Here is a 19,115-nt window from a genome sequence, read left to right as displayed (position 1 = left end):
TATACCGATGGTCCAGGACACCGCGACCACGGAATTGGTGAGTAGCAACGACGAACGGCTGCAGCCCTTGCTGGACGGCCTCAAGGCCGTGCGGGACGGTGACTTCCGGCGGTACCTGCCCGAGGTCGGTGACCCGCTGCTGGACGAGATCGCCACCGTCTTCAACGGCATGGTGGACCAGCTCTCGCTCTTCACCACCGAGGTCACCCGTGTCGCCCGTGAGGTGGGCACGGAGGGCAAGCTCGGCGGCCAGGCTTCGGTGCCAGGGGTGTCGGGCACCTGGAAGGATTTGACCGAGTCGGTGAACGCGATGGCGGACAACCTCACCGCTCAGGTCCGCGACATCGCCGGCGTGGCCACCGCGGTGGCGCAGGGCGACCTGTCGCAGAAGATCGCGGTGGATGTCAAAGGAGAGTTGCTGGAGCTGAAAATCACCATCAACACGATGGTGGACCAGCTCTCGGCTTTTGCCGACGAGGTGACCCGTGTCGCCAGGGAGGTCGGCAATGAGGGACGGCTGGGTGGCCAGGCAAGGGTGCCCGGGGTGTCCGGAACATGGCGGGACCTCACCGAATCCGTGAACATCATGGCGGGCAACCTCACGGCACAGGTTCGGTCGATCGCGGAAGTGACGACCGCGGTGGCACGTGGCGATCTGTCGCAGAAGATCACCGTGGACGCCCGCGGAGAAATCCTGGAGCTGAAGTCGACGATCAACACGATGGTGGACCAGCTCTCGGCTTTTGCCGACGAAGTCACCCGCGTCGCCCGTGAGGTCGGCACCGAGGGACGGCTCGGCGGCCAAGCCCAGGTGCTGGGTGTCTCAGGCACCTGGAAGGGCCTGACGGAGTCGGTGAACTTCATGGCGGACAACTTGACCGACCAGGTTCGTTCGATCGCCCAGGTCACCACCGCGGTGGCACGTGGCGATCTGTCGCAGAAGATCCGGGTGGACGCCAGAGGGGAAATCCTGGAACTGAAAGACACCATCAACACGATGGTCGACACTCTGTCGTCGTTCGCCGACGAGGTCACCCGCGTCGCCCGTGAGGTCGGCACCGAGGGACGGCTCGGCGGCCAGGCCGACGTGAAGGGCGTATCCGGCACCTGGAAAGGCCTGACCGAGTCGGTCAACGTCATGGCGGACAACTTGACCGACCAGGTTCGTTCGATCGCCCAGGTCGCCACCGCGGTGGCACGTGGCGATCTGTCGCAGAAGATTCGGGTGGATGCCAGAGGGGAAATCCTGGAGCTGAAAGACACCATCAACACGATGGTCGACACTCTGTCGTCGTTCGCCGACGAGGTCACCCGCGTCGCCCGTGAGGTCGGCACCGAGGGACGGCTCGGCGGCCAGGCCGACGTGAAGGGCGTATCCGGCACCTGGAAAGGCCTGACCGAGTCGGTCAACGTCATGGGGGACAACTTGACCGATCAGGTTCGTTCGATCGCCCAGGTCGCCACCGCGGTGGCACGTGGCGACCTGTCGCAGAAAGTGACCGTTGAAGCCAAGGGCGAGGTCGCCGCGCTGGCGCACACCATCAACACGATGGTCGACACCCTATCGTCGTTCGCCGACGAGGTCACCCGCGTGGGGCGAGAGGTGGGCACCGAAGGCATACTCGGCGGGCAAGCGCGGGTGCCCAATGTCGCAGGCACTTGGAAGAACCTCACCGACAATGTGAACTCCATGGCGGGCAACCTGACCAGCCAGGTTCGTTCCATCGCCCAGGTCACCACAGCGGTCGCGCGCGGCGACCTGTCGCAGAAGATCGACGTCGATGCGCGCGGCGAGATCCTGGAGCTCAAGACCACCATCAACACGATGGTCGACACCTTGTCCTCGTTCGCGGCCGAGGTGACCAGGGTGGCACGCGAGGTGGGCAAGGACGGTCGGCTCGGCGGACAGGCCGAGGTCGAGGGCGTGTCCGGAACGTGGAAGCGTCTGACCGAGAACGTCAACGAGCTGGCCGGCAACCTGACCCGTCAGGTTCGTGCCATCGCCGAGGTCACGAGCGCGGTGGCGACTGGAGACCTCACCCGGTCGATCGCTGTCGAGGCGAAAGGTGAGGTCGCCGAACTCAAGAACAATATCAACGCGATGGTTCACTCCCTACGCGAAACCACCCGCACCAACGAAGAGCAGGCATGGCTCAATACCAACCTGGCTCGGATATCCGGACGTCTGCAGGGACACCGGGATCTCAGCGCCGTCGCCCAGCTGATCATGAACCAGGTCACCCCGCTTGTCGGCGCCCAATATGGCGCATTCTTCTTCATGGAGTCGGAAGGGAAACGTGTCCAACTGCGGCTGATCGCGGGCTACGGGCGCAAGGAAAACGGTAGTACCGCATTCGAACTCGGCCAGTCGCTGGTCGGCCAGGTGGCGCTGACCAAAACGGCGATCGTGGTCGACCGGACGCCGCCGGAATATGTCCAGATCTCCTCCGGTCTCGGTGCCGCGCAGCCCGTCAACCTGATCGTGCTGCCGATAGTGTTCGAGGATCAGGTGCTCGGCGTGATCGAACTGGCCTCCTTCAGCCGATTCACGGTCGTACAGCAAGATTTTCTCGAACAGCTGATGGAAAGCATCGGCGTGAATGTCAACACGATAATGGCCAATGCGCGTACCGACTCCTTACTGGAGGAATCGCAGCGACTCGCGGGAGAACTGCAACACTCCAATGCGGCACTCGAAGAAAAGGCAGAGTTGCTCGTACGACAGAACCGCGATATCGAAATGAAGAACTTCGAAATCGAACAGAATCGGCAGGAAATCGAAGAACGAGCCCAACAGGTTGCGCTGGCATCGAAATACAAGTCGGAATTCCTCGCGAACATGTCGCACGAGCTACGCACACCGTTGACCAGCCTGCTCATCTTGGCGGGCGTATTGACCCAGAACTCGACCCGGAATCTGACCCCGAAGCAGGTCGAGTTCGCCAACGTGATCCAGTCCGCAGGCAAGGAACTGCAGCAGTTGATCGACGACATTCTCGATCTGTCCAAGGTCGAGGCGGGGAAGATGGAGCTTCAAAGGGAGCCCGTTCCGTTGCGGCAATTGCTGGAGTACGTGCAGACCACGTTCCAGCCACTCATCAGCCAGAAGGGCCTCGAGTTCGTCGTCGATGTCGAGCCGGCTGTTCCCGCCCACCTCAACACCGATGAGCAGCGGCTGCGTCAGGTGCTGCGCAACTTGCTGTCCAACGCGGTCAAGTTCACCGAGAAGGGGATGATCCGGCTCAGAGTGCGGCGGTTGGACAACCACATCGCGTTCTCCGTGAGCGACACCGGAATCGGTATCGCCGAGCAGAATCTGGAGACCATCTTCGCCGCGTTTCAGCAAGCCGACGGCACCACCAGTCGTCGATACGGTGGCACCGGCCTCGGTCTGTCGATCAGCAGGCAGGTGGCGAACTTGCTCGGTGGCGAGATTCGGGCCGAAAGCCAGCTCGGCGTCGGCAGCACATTCACGCTCTACCTGCCGGTGACGCCGCAACCGGAGATCACCACCTACTCGAGGACACGAGCGAAGCTTATGGATCGTTCGGTGCTGGTCGTCGAAGACCAAGGCGACAGGCCGCTGAGCCGGCTTGTCCACGGGGTCGTCACGGCATTGGAGGACACCGCAGGGCCGGTCCGCATCGAATCAGTCGGTACCCTCGATGAGGCACTAAAGGTGTTGCCCGCCTGTCCATATCGGTGTGTCTTGCTGGACGCGAGCCTGCCGGGCCTGTCCGCGCCGGAGTTTCTGCGCGGGCTTGCCGAGGACACGGACGCGAGAAGTATTCCGCTGCTTGCGCATCCAGTCCGTGAGCTAGGTCCTGACCGGGAAAGGCTTACCGAGGCGGATGCCCGAAATCATCGGGTCGAACTGCTGGCTTCGCCGGACGAGTTTCGCGAACGGTTGATGCTGCTGCTGACCCACCCCCACCATTCGAAGCTCGAAACAGCAGCCAAGCGGACAGGGCAGCCCGGGCTGGAGGGGCGCAAGGTCCTGCTCATCGACGACGATGCGCGCAATGTCCTGGCGATCGCGGAAATATTGGAACTGAACGGGATGTCCGTCGAGCATGCTCCGAACGGGCGGAAGGGCATCGAGATGCTGCAGGCCCACCAGGACGTCGACGTGATCGTGATGGACGCGATGATGCCGGAGATGGACGGTTACGCCACCACCGCAGCGATACGAAAGATGCCCCGGTTCGACCGGCTCCCCATCATCATGGTCACCGCTAAGGCCATGGCAGGCGACCGGGAGAAGAGCTTGGCATCCGGTGCCACCGACTACATCACCAAGCCCGTCGACCCCGACGAACTCCTGGACTGCATCGACCGCTGGTTGCAAGCCATGGAGCGGCCGAGCACCGAACCAGTCCGGGTAGTAGATCTCGATATCCGAGCATAGGTTCGCATCCATGTGGGCGGTCTGAAGGTCCACGCGGCGGGCGAACACTGGAGGCGGGCGTGGGCTCGTGGTCATCATGTCGGCCAGGTGGTGGGAACAACCGCGACCAGGGTTGTCAGACACATTGCCGGGCCGTGTGGAACGAGACACCGACCGGCGGCGCGCGCCCGCATCCGGCGGACGGCCAGCAGGACAAGACCGGCGCAGGCGGTGAGAACCGGAGCCGCGATGGCCGCCCACACCCAGGCCTGCGCTCCACCGCGGGCCGCCACCGCGCCGAGCCCGACCGCGAGTTTCACATCACCAGCACCGAATGCGGCGGGGGCGACCAGATGAATCACCAGATAGGGCACCGCCAGTAGCGCCGCGCCGAGCAGCGCGGATCTGAATTGCGCTGTGCACAGCGCGTATCCGAAAATGCCCGCCGCGCCCCAGCCGGTGAGCGCATCGGGCAGGCGTCGATGTCTGAGATCGATAATAGTCAAGGCCGAACACCACCCGGTCAGTAGCGCGAAAACGATGGGGGACATGCCTCCAACCTCCGCCGCCCGTCCACCCCGATCAACCGCCCGCGCCCAAATGTGGACAACCCCTCGATTTGTGAACAGTGACCGAGTCGAACCGTTGTCAGCGGACGCGGCTCATAGCAGCGACCAGGCGTCTGTCGTGGAAAGCAGGAGAGCTCGGCCGTACGTGTTGAGTGGCCATATCGCGACATTCCGGCGGTAGTTTGGACCCATGTGTGCTGACCACGCCCCGCCGCTCCGCCCAGATTTCGCCGCGCGCCGCGGGGCGCTGCGGAACCTGCTCGTCGAGAACGGGGTCGATGCGCTGCTCGTCACCGACCTGGTCAACATCCGGTACTTGACCGGATTCACCGGGTCCAACGCAGCGGTGCTGGTGTGCTCCTGGGACACACACGATGCCGAAGAGCGCACGGTGATCGGCACCGACGGGCGTTACCGGACGCAGGTCGCGGAGCAGGTGCCGGACCTCCGCGCGGAGATCGCACGGGCCACTGCCCGCCGGATCGTGGAACTGGCGGGGGAGTGGCAACTCGGCCGAGTCGGTTTCGAGAGCCACGTCGTCACCGTCGACCAGCACCACGGCTTCATCGAACTGTGCACCGGCCTGGAGTTCGTCGCCACGCCCGGCCTGGTGGAGCAGTTGCGCATGGTGAAGGACGCCTACGAGGTCGACCAGCTGCGTGCGGCATGCGCGGCGGGCGACGCGGGTCTCGCCACGCTGTTGGAGCGCGGCGCCCTGCGCCCCGGCCGCACCGAACGTCAGGTGGCCAGGGATCTCGAGTGGGCCATGTTCGAGCACGGCGCCGAAGCGGTCGCGTTCGAGACGATCGTGGCGACCGGAGCGAATTCGGCCGTCCCGCATCACCGTCCGACCGAGGCTGTGCTCGGCGTGGGCGATTTCGTCAAGCTGGACTTCGGCGCTGTGGTCGGCGGCTACCACTCCGACATGACCCGCACCTTCGTGCTCGGCGCGCCGACCGATTGGCAGCGGGAAGTGTACGCGCTGGTCGAGGAGTCTCAGCGCGCGGGACGCGAGGCGCTGCGACCCGGGGTGCAGGTCGCCGATGTGGATGCGGCGTCGCGGTCGGTGATCGAGGCAGCTGGGCACGGCAAGCTGTTCGTGCACAGTCTCGGGCACGGGGTCGGGCTCCGGGTCCACGAAGCGCCGGGAATCGCGAAAACGGGAACCGGTACACTTTTGTCGGGCGTGGCGGTGACCGTCGAACCAGGTGTGTATTTTCCCGGCCGCGGCGGGGTCCGGATCGAGGACACTCTCGTGGTGCGTGAAGGGGGCCCGGAGCTGCTCACCCACACCAGCAAAGACCTGACCGTCGTCGACTGACGGTGGTCGGCCCTAGACCGAGTGGTAGAACGAGGAGATCCGAGGACAGTGGCGGACACCAGCGACTTCAAGAACGGCCTAGTGCTGAAGATCGACGGTCAGCTCCAGCAGATCGTCGAGTTCCAGCATGTCAAGCCGGGTAAGGGCCCCGCGTTCGTGCGGACCAAGCTGAAGAACGTCGTGTCCGGCAAGGTGGTCGACAAGACCTTCAACGCCGGCGTGAAGGTGGAGACCGCCAACGTCGACCGCCGCGACATGACCTACCTCTACCACGACGGCTCGGACTACGTCTTCATGGACGGCGAGACCTTCGATCAGATCTCGATCTCGGAGGAGACCATCGGCAACGGTGCCCGGTTCCTGCTCGAGAACATGACCGTGCAGGTTGCCACGCACGAGGGTGCGCCGCTGTACGTCGAGCTCCCGGTGTCGATCGAGCTCCTGGTGCAGCACACCGACATCGGCCTGCAGGGTGACCGCTCCACCGGTGGCACCAAGCCCGCCACCCTGGAAACCGGCGCCGAGGTGCAGGTCCCACTGTTCATCAACACCGGCGACAAGCTGCGCATCGACTCGCGCGACGGCAGCTATCTCGGCCGAGTCAACGCCTGATCGCCGGACGCGGCGACCGGGATCTGTGACCGTGGCGGAACAGCCTGTGGACAAGAAGTCCTCGTTCAAGAAGCTCGGCGCGCGGCACAAGGCCCGCCGCCGGGCGGTCGACCTGCTGTTCGAGGCAGAGGCCAGGGATATCGACGCCGCCGACCTGCTCGACGAGCGAGCCGAGTTGGCCACCCGCGACCAGGCGGTCGCGCCGGTGCACGCCTACACGCGCACCCTGGTCGAGGGCGTCGCCGACGACCTGGACCGGGTGGACGGCACCATCGAGTCCTATCTGCAGGACTGGACGTTGTCGCGGCTTCCGGCCGTGGACCGCGCCATCCTGCGTATCGCGGTGTGGGAGTTGTTCCATGCGGGCGACGTCCCCCCGGTGGTGGCCGTGGACGAGGCCGTGGAGCTGGCCAAAGAGTTGTCTACCGATGACTCCCCGTCCTTCGTCAACGGTGTACTCGGCCAGGTTGTCCTGCTCGCGCCGCAGGTGCGCGCCGCGGCCGCCGCGACCCGCGCCCCGCGCCAGGAGCCCGAGTCGTGAACAAGTACCTCGTGCTGGTGATGCGGACGCCGCGGTTCGATGCCGCCGTGATCGAGCCGCACAAGCAGTTCCTCGAGCAGCTCGTCGAGCGGGGGCAGCTGCAGGAGAGTGGCCGTTTCACCGACGACACCGGTGGCGCGTACGTCATCTTTGCCGAAAACCTCGACGCTGCACGGAAGATCGCTTTCACCGATCCCGTGCACACCACCGGCTCCTCGGAACTGACAGTCTATGAGTGGGAGATCACCACTCCGACGTGAGTTCCGCAGGTATGGGGTGGACCAGGTGAGGGCGCTCGAAGCCGACGTGATGGTCGGCGGTCTGGCCGCGAGCCCGGCTAACCCGTGACCAGCAGTGCGACGACCGCCCCGGTTGTGGCGACGACGGCGAGGGCGACGCCGGTGAGGACGAACCGCGACATGGGGACGCGGACATTGTGCGTTCGGCAGAATTCCAGGCACAGCAGCGTGGCGAGCGAGGCCCACGGTGTGACGACCGAGCCGATGTTGGTGCCGATCAGCAACGCGAGTAGCTGATTCCGGTTCGCTGCCGGGACGACTGCCTCACCCGCGGTGTAGGCAGGAAGGTTGTTGGCGAGGTTCGAGAGGCCGGCGCCCGCTGCGGCGGCCCGGTAAGTGCCTGCCGCGCCGGGGTCGGTGCCGATCAGTGCACGCATCAGGTGATCGAGGCCGAATCTGCTCAGGGTCGGCACCACAAGGAATAATCCGATCACGAAGACGAGCAGCTGCCACGGGATGAGCGACAGCCGCAGCGCGGCACGGTCGAACACGGCGAAGGCCGCCACCGCGATGGCCGCGGCGATGGCGGCCGCGATGCCGATTCGGTCGCCGAGGATGGGGATCGCGAGGATGAAGAGCAGACATGCTCCGGCCGTAGTGAACAGCAGCGCACGCTCCCGGAAGTTTGCTGGGTGGATCGGCTGGGGTGGCACGTAGCGGTCCGCCTGGCGTCGTCCGCGCCGCCAATACCAGATCCACAGACACAACATTGTCACGGCGATCGAAACCAGTTGCGGTGCCCACATTCTCGCCGCGAACCCCGTCGCGGTCATCGCCACCCGGTCGGCGGCGAGCAGATTGGTGAGGTTGGAGACCGGAAGCAGCAGACTCGCGGTGTTGGCCAGCCACAGGGTGGTCATGGCCAACGGCAGCGGTGGAATCCGGGCGGGCGTCGCGAGCGCCAGCATCACGGGTGCGATCAGCACGGCCGTGGTATCGAGGTTCAGCAGGATCGTGGTGGCCGAGGCGAACAGCACGCACAGGAAGAACAGCGCCGGGTAGTGGCCGCGACCGAGGATCGCGAGGCGGTGGGCGATGACGTCGAAGACCTTGGCCTGCCTGGTCAGCTCGGCCAGCACGATCACGCTGCCGAGGAACAGCAGTAGCGGGCCGATGCGACGCATGTTCGCGGCGGCCTCCGCACGCGGCAGCAGTCCGGTGAGCACGCACAGCAGTCCGACAACCAACAACGAGAGCCGGACCCCATCGAGGACGCTGAGCCGTCCCTTCGGGGCGGACGGCGGCGCAATGGCCCGCGAGGACGGATTCCGCTCGGAGGAGTCGACCTGTTGAGACACGCCCGCCATCATGCAACATTTCAGCTGGGCCCTTGTCTTTCGGTCCGGGCTCCACTGTCGGTGTACGTAGCAGGGTGGGCGGACGCACGTCACAGCCACCGGTTGTGCGATTCCGTTGGGTGGCTGCGCACGACGCGCTCCGCGTCCGTCGTTGGCGTTCCACCGGTCAGGTGGAGTGCGACCGGCGGCGCCGACGGCAACGCGATCTCTGGATGCTCCCGGTGGCGTGGACCCGGACGGCGCCCGCGATCCAGACCGCACTCGGGCCGGACGGCCGAGGCAAGTTCGAGGGCAACATCGCCGGCCTCTGCCGGCCCGTCATCGGGTTGTCGCGGTGGGAGTCCGGTGAGCTGGACAACACCTGCCCGAGTCGGTCACTTTCCGATGGACGTCCCGCTCCGAGAGACAGATAGATTATCTCTCGCAATGTTGCTATCCGTGAGGAGTGGAGCCATGGCCGCGAACGAGCTGAATGCAATGAACATCCGCACTGCGGCGGAGGTATGGGTGCTGTTCGATCGCTTGCCTGCGGCCCGGGTCGAGGAGATCACGACCGGGCGCTGGCGCGGTGACGAACTGCCTACCGGGCATACGTTCGACGGCGTACTCGTCGCCTCCGGGTGGTACGGCAAGCAGTTCGACGGGCCGGACGACGTGCACCCATTGCTCTTCACCGCGCGCGGCACTGTGTTCCCCGTCGACCCGCGCCGGATTCCACTCGGGCTGGCCGGGCGGGTGCCGCTGTCGGGGGTGCGCGCCATGCGGAGGATGCTGCCCTATCTCCGGCCCGCGCTGCGAACCCGCAAGCCCAAAGCTCGTTTGCGCGACATCGAGTACCGCGGCGTGGCCAGTGCCGCGATGGTCTACGACCATCTGCCTATCATCGATCACTTCCGGCGCGCGGACGAGCACACCCTGCTCGGTGTGATGGATCTGCGCGGCATGACCGAGCCGTACTTCTTCATCCTGCGCAGGGACATCGGTTGAGTTCCGCGGGCCGCCTTCGATCCGGTCCGGCGCGGCACGCCTCGCATTAGGATTTGCCCGAGCAGGCGATACCTTTGCGGCGGCGACCGAGGGAGAGACAGTCGATGGAACGCACGACCTGCCTGGTGGTCGGTGGTGGGCCGGCCGGAATGATTCTCGGACTGCTGCTGGCGCGCGCCGGCGTCGACGTAACCGTGCTGGAGAAGCACAAGGACTTCCTGCGTGACTTCCGCGGGGACACCGTGCATCCCACCACACTCGACCTGCTCGACGAGCTGGGCCTCGGCGCGGAGTTCGCGAAACTGCCCGCGCGCAAGGTGGACCAGGTACAGCTGCCGACCGCTGGCGGCATGCAGACCTTGGTCACGCTGAAGAATCTGCCGGGCAAGCACAAGTACATCGCCATGGTGCCGCAATGGGATCTGCTGGACCTACTCGCGCGCGCCGCCGCGCCGGAGCCGACCTTCCGGCTGCGGATGACCACCGAGGCCACCGACTTGATCTGGACCGACGGCAAGGTGGGCGGCGTCGCCTACCGGACCGCCGACGGCACGACCGGCACGATCGAGGCCGAGCTCACCGTGGCCTGCGACGGACGCGCCTCCGTGCTGCGGTGTGCCGCGGGACTGCCGAGCAGGAAGTGGCCCACTCCGATGGATGTGTGGTGGTTTCGCCTGCCACGCGCCGAGACCGACCCGGCGGGCGCGCTTCCGATCGTCACCGCCCACCGTGCGGCGGTGCTGCTCGACCGGGGCGACTACTGGCAGTGTGGGACGCTGATCGCCAAGGGCGCCGACGAGGTCGCGCGGCGCGGTCCGGTCGGGGACATCATGCGCACCATGGCCGACGCCGCCCCCTGGCTTCGCGACCGTGTCGACGCGTTGACCAGCTGGGACGAGGTGAAGCTGTTGGAGGTGAAGCTCGACCGCCTGACCAAGTGGTATACCAACGGTCTGCTCTGCCTCGGCGACGCGGCCCACGCGATGTCCCCGGTCGGCGGTGTCGGCATCAACCTGGCGGTGCAGGACGCCGTGGCGGCGGCGCGAGTTCTGGCCGCACCGTTGCTCTCCGGCACGGTCGGGACCAGGGAACTGGCGAAGGTGCAGCGCCGGAGGGCCTTCCCCACCGTCGTGACGCAGGGAATGCAGCGCTTCCTGCACGCCAGTGCGATCGCCCCGGCCCTCGACGGACGGATCGATATCGCCACCGCCACGCGCGCACCACTGCCGGTCCGCATCCTGCGCCGGGTTCCCGTGTTGCGCAGCGTCCCACCGTTCCTGGTTGCTCGCGGCGCCCTGCCGGAGCACGCACCGGATTTCGCTCGCCGTCCGGCCTGACCCCGCCGCCCGCCGTCCCGTGCCAGGCTATGCGATCTGCTGCGAGATCTTCCTCGCTACCGCGAACTGTCGGTAGCGGGCGCCGAATCCGGCAGTGTGGCAACCCATCCGGCGACGACCGCCATGCCCGTCGGCCGATGCACGGCGAGGAAGCCGAACGGCCGGTCGAATGTCGCGGAGACAACGGTCACGCGCTGCCGCCGCAGTGCCGCGCTGGCGTAGCGCAGGGATAACGCGGTGACCGCGGCGGCCTCGAAACCCTCGTGCGTGAACCGTGCGAGGACCTCTTGGGCGCCCTGGCCGACACACAGCGGCACCGTGGAGATCGCGGGGAAATGACCACGGGTGCAGTCGGCCGCGGTGGCAAGCCCGAACAGGTCGGATCCGGCGAGCAGATCGTGGCTCGATCGAATCTCGAAGGGTGGCAGCCGGATCCGCAGCTGGTCGGTGTTCGACATGATCGATTCGGTGCGCACGGTCAGCCCTGGCGCTTCGATACCGACCGGCAGATCGGTGCGGATCGGTACCGCGTCGGCCAAGGCGGCCAGACCCGTTCCGAGGACGCCACCGGGAGCGCCCGCCCCGAGCAGGAGGTGCACGTCGAGGTCGGTGACGCCCTCGACGATGACACGCGTGACGGGCTCGGGCGCGTCCAGGATCACGGCGTTGCTCAGATCATTGCTCGTGCGCGACAACCCGGGTCCGCGATGTCCTTGCCACGGACCGTTCTTCGGTAGCAGCGTGTCGATCTCGAACGGCACGCGCCACCGGGTCTTCGCGACGAGCGCGGTCGCGAGTACCAGCAGCGCGTCCGGATCCACCGCGAGCGGGAATCGCTCGATGAGCCCGTCGGTATGCCGGGCCGCCCAGGCGTCGAGCACGTCCTGCCCGGCCAACCGTGCGACGGTGCCCGTGGGCAAGCGCCCTGACCACGCCTCGTGCAGCGGAAGATCACGGCGCACCCACGTTCCGAACGCCGCGCAGACCGCCTGTGCGCGGTCGAGGTCGCGCAGCAGCCTCAGCGCGCCGTCCTGCCCCGCCTCCGCGGGCACTCCGACCGCCTGCGCCAACTCCTCCCGTGCCGGACCTTCTGCCGCTGAAGCGAGCAACGCCAGCAATGGCCACACCCCGGCGCCGGATACCACGAAGTCGCCCTCACGGACCTCCGCGCACCATCGCGCTGTCAGCGCATTGGCTGCACCGATATGGGGTCCCAGAGAAGTCCGCACGAAACCCACCCTAACGACGGGCGCTGCCGTGCTCGCGACGTTCCATAAAAGCGTCACCCGTCCGTGCGGACGGCCGGGTGGACGTCGTGGCCGGTCCTATCAGCCGCTGAGCCCTGGACGCAGCACGATCTTGCCCAGCGGTGTCCGATCCTCCAGCAGCTGGTGCGCCCGGCTGGCTTGATCCAGCGGCAGGATCGCTTCGACCAGCGGATCTAGTCTGCCCTCTGCCGCGAGGGTCAGAACGTCGGCGCGCGCTCGGGCTACCCGGCCCAGCCAGGCGGGTCCGGCGCAACCGGTGAAGGTGAGGCCGCGCATGATCAGGTCGCTCGCCGATACCTGCGCGGGTGCGCCGGCCAACCAGCCGTAACCCAACATCCGGCCGCGCAGGGGCGTCATGAGGTCGAGCAGGTCCAAGGCGGTCGTGCCGCCGATAGAGTCGAAGACCACGTCCACGGTTGCGCCGCCGAGGTCTTCGCGCAGCCGGGCGGTCCACGCCGGGTCATTGTGGTCGATCACCTGGTCGGCGCCGAGCTTGCGGGCCTGTTCCGCCTTTCCCGTACCACCGGCCGTCGCGATGACGCGGGCCGCGCCGTACTTCTCGGCGAGTTGGGTAAGGGCGCTGCCGATGCCCGTGGCGGCCGCCTCGATCAGGACCGTCTCGGCACCGGTGAGCGCGGCGGTCTCCAGCAGCGGAATTGCCACCGACCCGTTCATCAGCACCGCCGCCGCGTCCACCGAGGACAATCCGTCCGGAATCGGCGTCACGGAATCCGCCTGCGCGGCGACGAATTCGGCGTAGGCGCCGAAACCCTTGGTGTCTACGACGACTCGCTGCCCGATCAGTGCCGAATCGACGTCCGCGCCGACCTCGGTGACCTCGCCGGCGGCCTGGAACCCGAACACCAGCGGCGGCTGCGCGCCGAGCGGGAACTCGCCGGAGCGCAGCTTGGTCTCCGGGAACAGTACCGGGATCGCCTCGGCGCGGATCACCACCTCGCCGGCGCCCGCCCGTGGGGCCGGGATCTCGGTGGCGACGAGCACGTCTGGTCCTCCGGGCGCCGTCATTACGATTGCCTGCATCACGAACTCCATAAGTTGACTGTCGGTCCAGTTATGTTCGCAACGATATGGACCGTCGGTCAACTTGTCAATGAAAGCGGGAGCGATGACCGACGGGCGACCGAGGGAACGGGCGGATGCGGCGCGCAACCGGCGCGCGATCCTGGACGCGACCACCGCCCTGCTCGCCGAGCACGGCGCCGAGGCGATCACCATGGACCGCGTGGCGGCCGCCGCCGGGGTGGGGAAGGGGACAATTTTTCACCGTTTCGGCAATCGCGCCGGGCTGCTGCACGAGATGGTCGCCGAGAGTGCGCTCACTCTCATGAACGCGATCACCAGCGGTCCGCCGCCGCTGGGGCCCGGCGCGCCCGCCGATACGCGCCTGATCGCCTACTTCGATGCGATGGCGCGGTTGGTGATCGACAATTCCGAGCTGATGGTCGCCTATCGCACCGTGCCACCGCATCCACGGACCGCGGAGTTCCACGCGTTCTGGGACAACCACATCACCACGCTGCTGCGTGAGGCGCGTCCGGATCTGGACGCCGAAGTGGTCGGCCGACTACTGCTCGGCTCACTCAGCGGCGAGCTGGTGCCGCGCATGGTCCGCGCAGGCGAGACCGATCGGCTGCTGGCCGGAGTCCGCGAACTTGTCGAATCGGTGCTGCGCGCGGCATAACCGCTCACGCCTGTGCGTTGCTGGTGAGCGGTGTGGAGGTGAGACGGCGCTGCGGCGGAATTCGGCCGCGGGCTCGGTGATCCGGGTTCGATTCCGGGCTCAGTCCCGCGCCAGAATGGCGTTGAAGCGCTTGTCCGCGCGGTCGAGTTGGCCCAGGATATGCTGCCTGACGTGGTCGGCCAAGGGGGTGTCGGGCCGATTGACCAATTCGCGATACACCTCGGTGAGTGGGCGATACTTGGCGGCGAGCTTAGGCATCGCGGGGCCGGTCGCGTAGAGGATGCCGACGCCGTTGTCGGTGAAGTCGGAGAGCTTGATGATCCGGGCCCAAGGGTCGCCGTCCAGGTTGGCCGCCACATGCTCGCGGTACTGGGCCTGCCGGTCGATCGAGGGGTCTGGTTCGGGATTGGTCACCGCGGCGACGAGGTCGGCTACCCGCTTGCCGAACCGCTCGGTGAGTTCGCGCAGCGCGGCCGGTGCGGCGGGGCCGGTGCGGTCCGCGGCCAGCTCGGCCGCGTGGTCTTCCACCGAGTCGTGCAGCAGTCCGGCCGCGACCACGTCGGGGTCGTGAACCTCGTAGTGGCTGATGATCCGGATCGCCACGCGCAGCAGATGATTGAGGTATGGTTCGCGTCCATAGCGGTCCTCGCGGTGCAGATCGGCCGCCAAGTCGAGCGCGGCGACGAGACGTTCCATGTCGGGCAGCTCGGCGATTTCCAGCAGGAGTCGGTCACGCAGCCCGGACTCGCCGTAGACCTCGCTGATCGTGTGCAGCGGCATCACGGCCAAGACCGCCGCCGCTGGATTGCTCATGCTGCCAATCTAACGTCGCCAGGTGACACTCGAGAATACGTTCGGGCAACGAACTACCGAACGCCGCGTGGGCGGAATTGGATGCTGATCCGCGGTCCGGCGGGTTTGCGGGTCTTCGGCACAGCATGCTCCCATGTCCGCTGGCACGAGCCGCCCATGACCAGTAGATCGCCATGTCCCACAAGGTGTTTGATGCTCGCGCCGCCGCCGCGCGGCCGAAGTAGCAGCGCCCTCGGCGCCCCGATCGACACGATCGCGACCATGGTGTCATCTGTCGCGCCCTGGCCGAAAGTGTCACCGTGCCACGCGACGCTGTCGTGCCCGTCCCGGTAGTAGCACAGCCCGGCCGTCCGGAACGGTTCGCCGAGCTCGCGCCGATAATGGTCGCTCAGCGCTGTGCGTGCGTCGGCCAATGCCGGATCCGGCAGCGGTTCTTGTTCCTCGTAGAACTTCAACAGCCGGGGCACGTCGACCACCCGGTCGTACATCGGCCTGCGCTCCGCTTTCCACGGCACGTCCTCGACCAGCCGGTCGAACAGTGCGTCCGCACCGGAGAGCCATCCAGGCAGCACATCGATCCAGGCGCCGTGGTCCAGCGCGGTCCGGCGGATCTCGCGCAGCGGCCCGAATTCGGTCGCACCGAACCCGTCGAGCAGCGATCCCTGCAGCGGTGTCGACATGGCTTCCAGCGTATATCCGATCGAACATATGTACTAGTCCTCAGCTGAGGGTGCGTTGAGTGGTCGATCTCACAGTCGCGCCCGTGGCCTGGCTCACAGCGCGATATGCCTGGTGAAAGCGGGGAAACGGGCGCTGCTACGCTGCTTGTCGTAAGACATCCTTTAACGGACCGTCCGGTGAGGCGGGGAAGGAGGTCGGCATGGCTGTGCCCGAAGAGCGGGCCGTCAAGTCCGGCGCTGGCGAGACATCGCAGCGACACACCCCGGAGTGGGTGGCGGCGGGGCGGGAGCTGTTGTCGGCTTCCGATGTCGGCCGGACTATCGCGCGCATCGCGCACCAGATCATCGAGAAGACCGCGGTGGACGCGGGCGAGCCGGAACCGCCGCGCGTGGTGCTTATCGGCATTCCCACCCGGGGCACCACGCTGGCCGCGCGGTTGACCGACAAGATCGAGGAGTTCTCCGGCGTCCGCCCGGCCCTCGGCTCCCTTGACATCACCCTCTACCGCGACGACCTGCGCAGCCGGCCACACCGGCCCCTGGAGCGCACCTCCGTGCCCGAGGGTGGCATCGAGGACGCGTTGGTCGTCCTGGTCGATGACGTTTTGTTCTCCGGTCGCACCGTCCGCTCCGCGCTCGATGGCCTGCGCGATCTCGGCCGCCCGCGTGGCGTGCAGCTCGCGGTGCTGATCGATCGGGGCCACCGCGAGCTGCCGATCCGCGCCGACTACGTCGGCAAGAACGTGCCGACCAACCGATCCGAGGACATCTCGGTGCTGCTCACCGAGCACGACGGTCGTGACGGCGTCTACCTGCACCAAGAGGAGGCGTAGATGGGCCGCACACGCGAAGCCTCGCCCCGCCTGGCCGACCCGGTGACGGCCATGGGGGTCCGGGCGTGAGGCATCTGCTGACCGTCGCCGGCCTCGATCGCGCCGCCGCGACCGAACTGCTCGACGAAGCCGAACGGTTCGAACAGGCGCTGCTCGGCCGCGAGGTGCGCAAGCTACCCACGCTGCGCGGGCGCACCGTGATGACGGTCTTCTACGAGAACTCCACCCGCACCCGGGTCTCGTTCGAGGTCGCGGGCAAGTGGATGAGCGCGGATGTGATCAACGTCAGCGCGAGCAGTTCCTCGGTCTCCAAGGGCGAATCGCTGCGCGACACCGCGCTGACGCTGCACGCCGCGGGCGCCGACGCGCTGATCGTGCGGCATCCGGCCTCCGGCGCGGCGCACCAGATCGCGCGCTGGCTGGACGAGTGGGCGGTCTCGGAAGGCCGCGCCTCCGGTCCGGCCGTCGTCAACGCGGGCGATGGCACCCACGAGCACCCCACCCAGGCACTGCTGGACGCGCTCACCCTCCGGCAGCGGCTGGGTGACATCGAGGGCAAGCGGGTCGTCATCGTCGGCGATATCCTGCACAGCCGGGTCGCCAGGTCCAACGTCTTCCTGCTGGCCACGCTCGGTGCCGAGGTAGTGCTTGTCGCGCCGCGTACACTGCTGCCGGTCGGCGTCGAGACCTGGCCTGCCCGCGTTTCGCACAGTCTGGACGCCGAGCTGGTCGGCGCCGACGCGGTGCTGATGCTTCGGGTGCAGGCCGAGCGGATGAATGGCGGGTTCTTCCCGTCTGCCCGCGAATACTCGATCAGCTACGGGCTGTCCGAACGCAGGTCGGCCCTGCTGGACGACCACGCCGTCGTGCTGCACCCCGGTCCGATGCTGCGCGGCATGGAGATCGCGTCCTCGGTCGCGGATTCCCCGAAAGCCGCAGTGCTGCAACAGGTCACGAATGGAGTGCACATGCGCATGGCCGTCCTCTTCCGCCTGCTCATCGGGACACAGGAGGCCCTCGTATGAGCGCGCGAGCAATGAGCATGACCGAGAACAGCACGGCGCTGATCAAGGGTGCGCTGCTGTACGGCGAGGGCGAGCCGGTCGACGTGCTCGTCGCCGACGGCGAGATCCGCCAGATCGGCACGGATCTCGGGATCGTGGACGCCGAGGTCATCGACGCGCGGGGACAGATTCTCCTGCCCGGCTTCGTCGACCTGCACACCCACCTGCGCGAGCCGGGCCGGGAGGACACCGAGACCATCGAGTCCGGTTCCGCCGCCGCCGCGCTCGGCGGGTACACGGCGGTGTTCGCGATGGCCAACACCAGCCCGGTCGCCGACTCGGTGGTCGTCACCGATCACGTGTGGCGACGAGGCAAAGAGGTCGGCCTGGTCGACGTGTACCCGGTCGGCGCGGTCACCGTCGGGCTCGCGGGCAAGCAGCTCGCCGAGATGGGCACCATGGCGGCGGGTATCGGGGCGGTGCGCATGTTCTCCGACGACGGCCATTGCGTCTACGACCCGCTGATCATGCGCCGGGCCCTGGAGTACGCGAACTCGCTCGGCGTGCTCATTGCCCAGCACGCGGAGGAGCCGAGGCTGACCAAGGGCGCTGTCGCGCACGAGGGCCCCACCGCTGCCCGGCTCGGGCTGGCGGGCTGGCCGCGCGCGGCCGAGGAGTCGATCGTCGCACGGGATGCGCTGCTGGCTCGCGACGCGCGTGCGCGGGTGCACATCTGCCACGCCTCCACCGCGGGCACGGTCGAATTGGTCAAATGGGCGAAGTCCCAGGGCATTTCGATCACCGCCGAAGTCACCCCGCACCATCTGCTGTTGGACGACTCGCGGCTGGAGACCTACGACGCGGTGAACAAGGTCAACCCGCCGCTGCGCGAGGCCTCAGACGCTGCCGCGCTGCGGCAGGCGCTGGCCGATGGGATCATCGACTGCGTCGCCACCGACCACGCCCCACACGCCGAACAGGACAAGTGCTGCGAGTTCGCCGCAGCCCGCCCCGGCATGCTCGGCTTGGAGACCGCGTTGTCGATCATCGTGCGAACCATGGTCGAGCCGGGGCTGCTGGACTGGCGCGGCGTCGCGCGGGTGATGAGCGAGCGCCCCGCCGAGATCGTCGGCCTCGACGAGCACGGCAGGCCGCTCGAGGTCGGCGAGCCGGCCAACCTCACGCTGGTCGACCCGAACGCCACCTGGACGGTGCGCGCGGCCGAGCTCGCCAGCATCTCGAACAACACGCCGTTCGAAGCGATGACGTTTCCGGCCCGAGTCACCACGACGTTGTTGCGGGGCCGGGTGACCGCGCGCGAGGGCAAAGCGGTGGGGAACCGTGCGGAGGCGTAGATGAGCGATTATGGCGCAACCTCTTACCGAAGCCGACCGGGTGCGGATATCTCGCAGGACACCGCGGCGCGAGCGAGGCCGCGGAGGTGGTAGTGGAGCGTGACCGCGT

At 67.1% G+C, this 19,115-nt stretch carries 17 protein-coding genes; 11 read left to right on the top strand and 6 right to left on the bottom strand.

The window, feature by feature from the left end; genetic code table 11:
* Positions 1 to 7 precede the first annotated feature (7 nt).
* Entirely contained in the window at positions 8 to 4,408 is a 4,401-nt protein-coding gene (locus tag OH799_RS11145; RefSeq protein WP_406278894.1) for a HAMP domain-containing protein, read from the top strand.
* Between the two features lie 74 nt (positions 4,409 to 4,482).
* Here OH799_RS11145 and OH799_RS11140 read toward each other — a convergent pair whose 3' ends face one another.
* Positions 4,483 to 4,938: a prepilin peptidase gene (locus OH799_RS11140; RefSeq protein WP_406278891.1), complete on the bottom strand. Its 456-nt coding sequence runs from the start codon at positions 4,936 to 4,938 to the stop codon at positions 4,483 to 4,485.
* Positions 4,939 to 5,146: 208 nt separating this feature from the next.
* On the opposite strand from OH799_RS11140, the gene OH799_RS11135 reads away from it, so the two are divergent.
* From OH799_RS11135 to OH799_RS11120, 4 genes are read left to right on the top strand one after another with little or no spacing between them, the layout of a single operon-like run.
* Positions 5,147 to 6,277, top strand: coding sequence for a M24 family metallopeptidase (locus tag OH799_RS11135; protein ID WP_406278888.1), 1,131 nt, complete (start codon positions 5,147 to 5,149; stop codon positions 6,275 to 6,277).
* 48 nt (positions 6,278 to 6,325) lie between these two features.
* Positions 6,326 to 6,889, top strand: coding sequence for an elongation factor P (gene efp, locus OH799_RS11130; RefSeq protein ID WP_406278885.1), 564 nt, complete (start codon positions 6,326 to 6,328; stop codon positions 6,887 to 6,889).
* Positions 6,890 to 6,920: 31 nt separating this feature from the next.
* Positions 6,921 to 7,430 (top strand): transcription antitermination factor NusB, encoded by a 510-nt coding sequence (gene nusB, locus OH799_RS11125; protein ID WP_406278882.1) that lies wholly within the window; start codon positions 6,921 to 6,923, stop codon positions 7,428 to 7,430.
* Positions 7,427 to 7,690, top strand: a complete 264-nt coding sequence (locus tag OH799_RS11120; protein WP_406278879.1) for a YciI family protein — start codon at positions 7,427 to 7,429, stop codon at positions 7,688 to 7,690. Before nusB ends, OH799_RS11120 begins: the two co-directional genes overlap by 4 nt.
* 77 nt (positions 7,691 to 7,767) lie before the next feature.
* Here the strand turns inward: OH799_RS11120 and OH799_RS11115 are convergent, their stop codons facing one another.
* Positions 7,768 to 9,036 carry an SLC13 family permease gene (locus OH799_RS11115; protein WP_406278876.1) on the bottom strand — a complete coding sequence of 423 codons (1,269 nt, stop codon included), beginning with the start codon at positions 9,034 to 9,036 and terminating at the stop codon, positions 7,768 to 7,770.
* A 444-nt stretch (positions 9,037 to 9,480) separates the two neighbouring features.
* Between OH799_RS11115 and OH799_RS11110 the strand changes: the two genes are divergently transcribed.
* Positions 9,481 to 10,014 carry a DUF4334 domain-containing protein gene (locus OH799_RS11110; protein WP_406278873.1) on the top strand — a complete coding sequence of 178 codons (534 nt, stop codon included), beginning with the start codon at positions 9,481 to 9,483 and terminating at the stop codon, positions 10,012 to 10,014.
* Between the two features lie 104 nt (positions 10,015 to 10,118).
* The gene (locus tag OH799_RS11105) at positions 10,119 to 11,351 is read left to right on the top strand and encodes an FAD-dependent oxidoreductase (RefSeq protein ID WP_406278870.1); all 1,233 of its coding nucleotides are present in this window, start codon (positions 10,119 to 10,121) and stop codon (positions 11,349 to 11,351) included.
* A 56-nt stretch (positions 11,352 to 11,407) separates the two neighbouring features.
* Here the strand turns inward: OH799_RS11105 and OH799_RS11100 are convergent, their stop codons facing one another.
* Together OH799_RS11100 and OH799_RS11095 are read right to left on the bottom strand one after the other, a co-directional pair.
* Positions 11,408 to 12,580, bottom strand: coding sequence for a serpin family protein (locus tag OH799_RS11100; protein ID WP_406278867.1), 1,173 nt, complete (start codon positions 12,578 to 12,580; stop codon positions 11,408 to 11,410).
* A 99-nt stretch (positions 12,581 to 12,679) separates the two neighbouring features.
* The gene (locus OH799_RS11095) at positions 12,680 to 13,660 is read right to left on the bottom strand and encodes a zinc-binding alcohol dehydrogenase family protein (protein ID WP_406278864.1); all 981 of its coding nucleotides are present in this window, start codon (positions 13,658 to 13,660) and stop codon (positions 12,680 to 12,682) included.
* Between the two features lie 85 nt (positions 13,661 to 13,745).
* On the opposite strand from OH799_RS11095, the gene OH799_RS11090 reads away from it, so the two are divergent.
* Positions 13,746 to 14,321 (top strand): helix-turn-helix domain-containing protein, encoded by a 576-nt coding sequence (locus tag OH799_RS11090; RefSeq protein ID WP_406278861.1) that lies wholly within the window; start codon positions 13,746 to 13,748, stop codon positions 14,319 to 14,321.
* Between the two features lie 99 nt (positions 14,322 to 14,420).
* Here OH799_RS11090 and OH799_RS11085 read toward each other — a convergent pair whose 3' ends face one another.
* Entirely contained in the window at positions 14,421 to 15,134 is a 714-nt protein-coding gene (locus OH799_RS11085; protein WP_406278858.1) for an HD domain-containing protein, read from the bottom strand.
* Between the two features lie 53 nt (positions 15,135 to 15,187).
* Positions 15,188 to 15,814: an alpha-ketoglutarate-dependent dioxygenase AlkB gene (locus OH799_RS11080; protein ID WP_406278855.1), complete on the bottom strand. Its 627-nt coding sequence runs from the start codon at positions 15,812 to 15,814 to the stop codon at positions 15,188 to 15,190.
* 200 nt (positions 15,815 to 16,014) lie between these two features.
* On the opposite strand from OH799_RS11080, the gene pyrR reads away from it, so the two are divergent.
* From pyrR to OH799_RS11065, 3 genes are all read left to right on the top strand, one after another.
* On the top strand, positions 16,015 to 16,647 hold the full coding sequence (gene pyrR, locus OH799_RS11075) for a bifunctional pyr operon transcriptional regulator/uracil phosphoribosyltransferase PyrR (protein ID WP_357261333.1): 633 nt from the start codon (positions 16,015 to 16,017) through the stop codon (positions 16,645 to 16,647).
* A 65-nt stretch (positions 16,648 to 16,712) separates the two neighbouring features.
* Positions 16,713 to 17,672, top strand: coding sequence for an aspartate carbamoyltransferase catalytic subunit (locus OH799_RS11070; RefSeq protein ID WP_406278852.1), 960 nt, complete (start codon positions 16,713 to 16,715; stop codon positions 17,670 to 17,672).
* Positions 17,669 to 19,006, top strand: coding sequence for a dihydroorotase (locus tag OH799_RS11065; protein ID WP_406278849.1), 1,338 nt, complete (start codon positions 17,669 to 17,671; stop codon positions 19,004 to 19,006). The genes OH799_RS11070 and OH799_RS11065 overlap by 4 nt, the downstream gene beginning before the upstream one ends.
* The last annotated feature ends 109 nt before the right edge of the window (positions 19,007 to 19,115 follow it).

The sequence above is a fragment of the Nocardia sp. NBC_00881 genome (assembly GCF_045207455.1).
Taxonomy (GTDB): domain Bacteria; phylum Actinomycetota; class Actinomycetes; order Mycobacteriales; family Mycobacteriaceae; genus Nocardia.
Note: the sequence above shows the minus strand (reverse complement) of the source record. Positions and strands in the feature narration are given on the sequence as shown.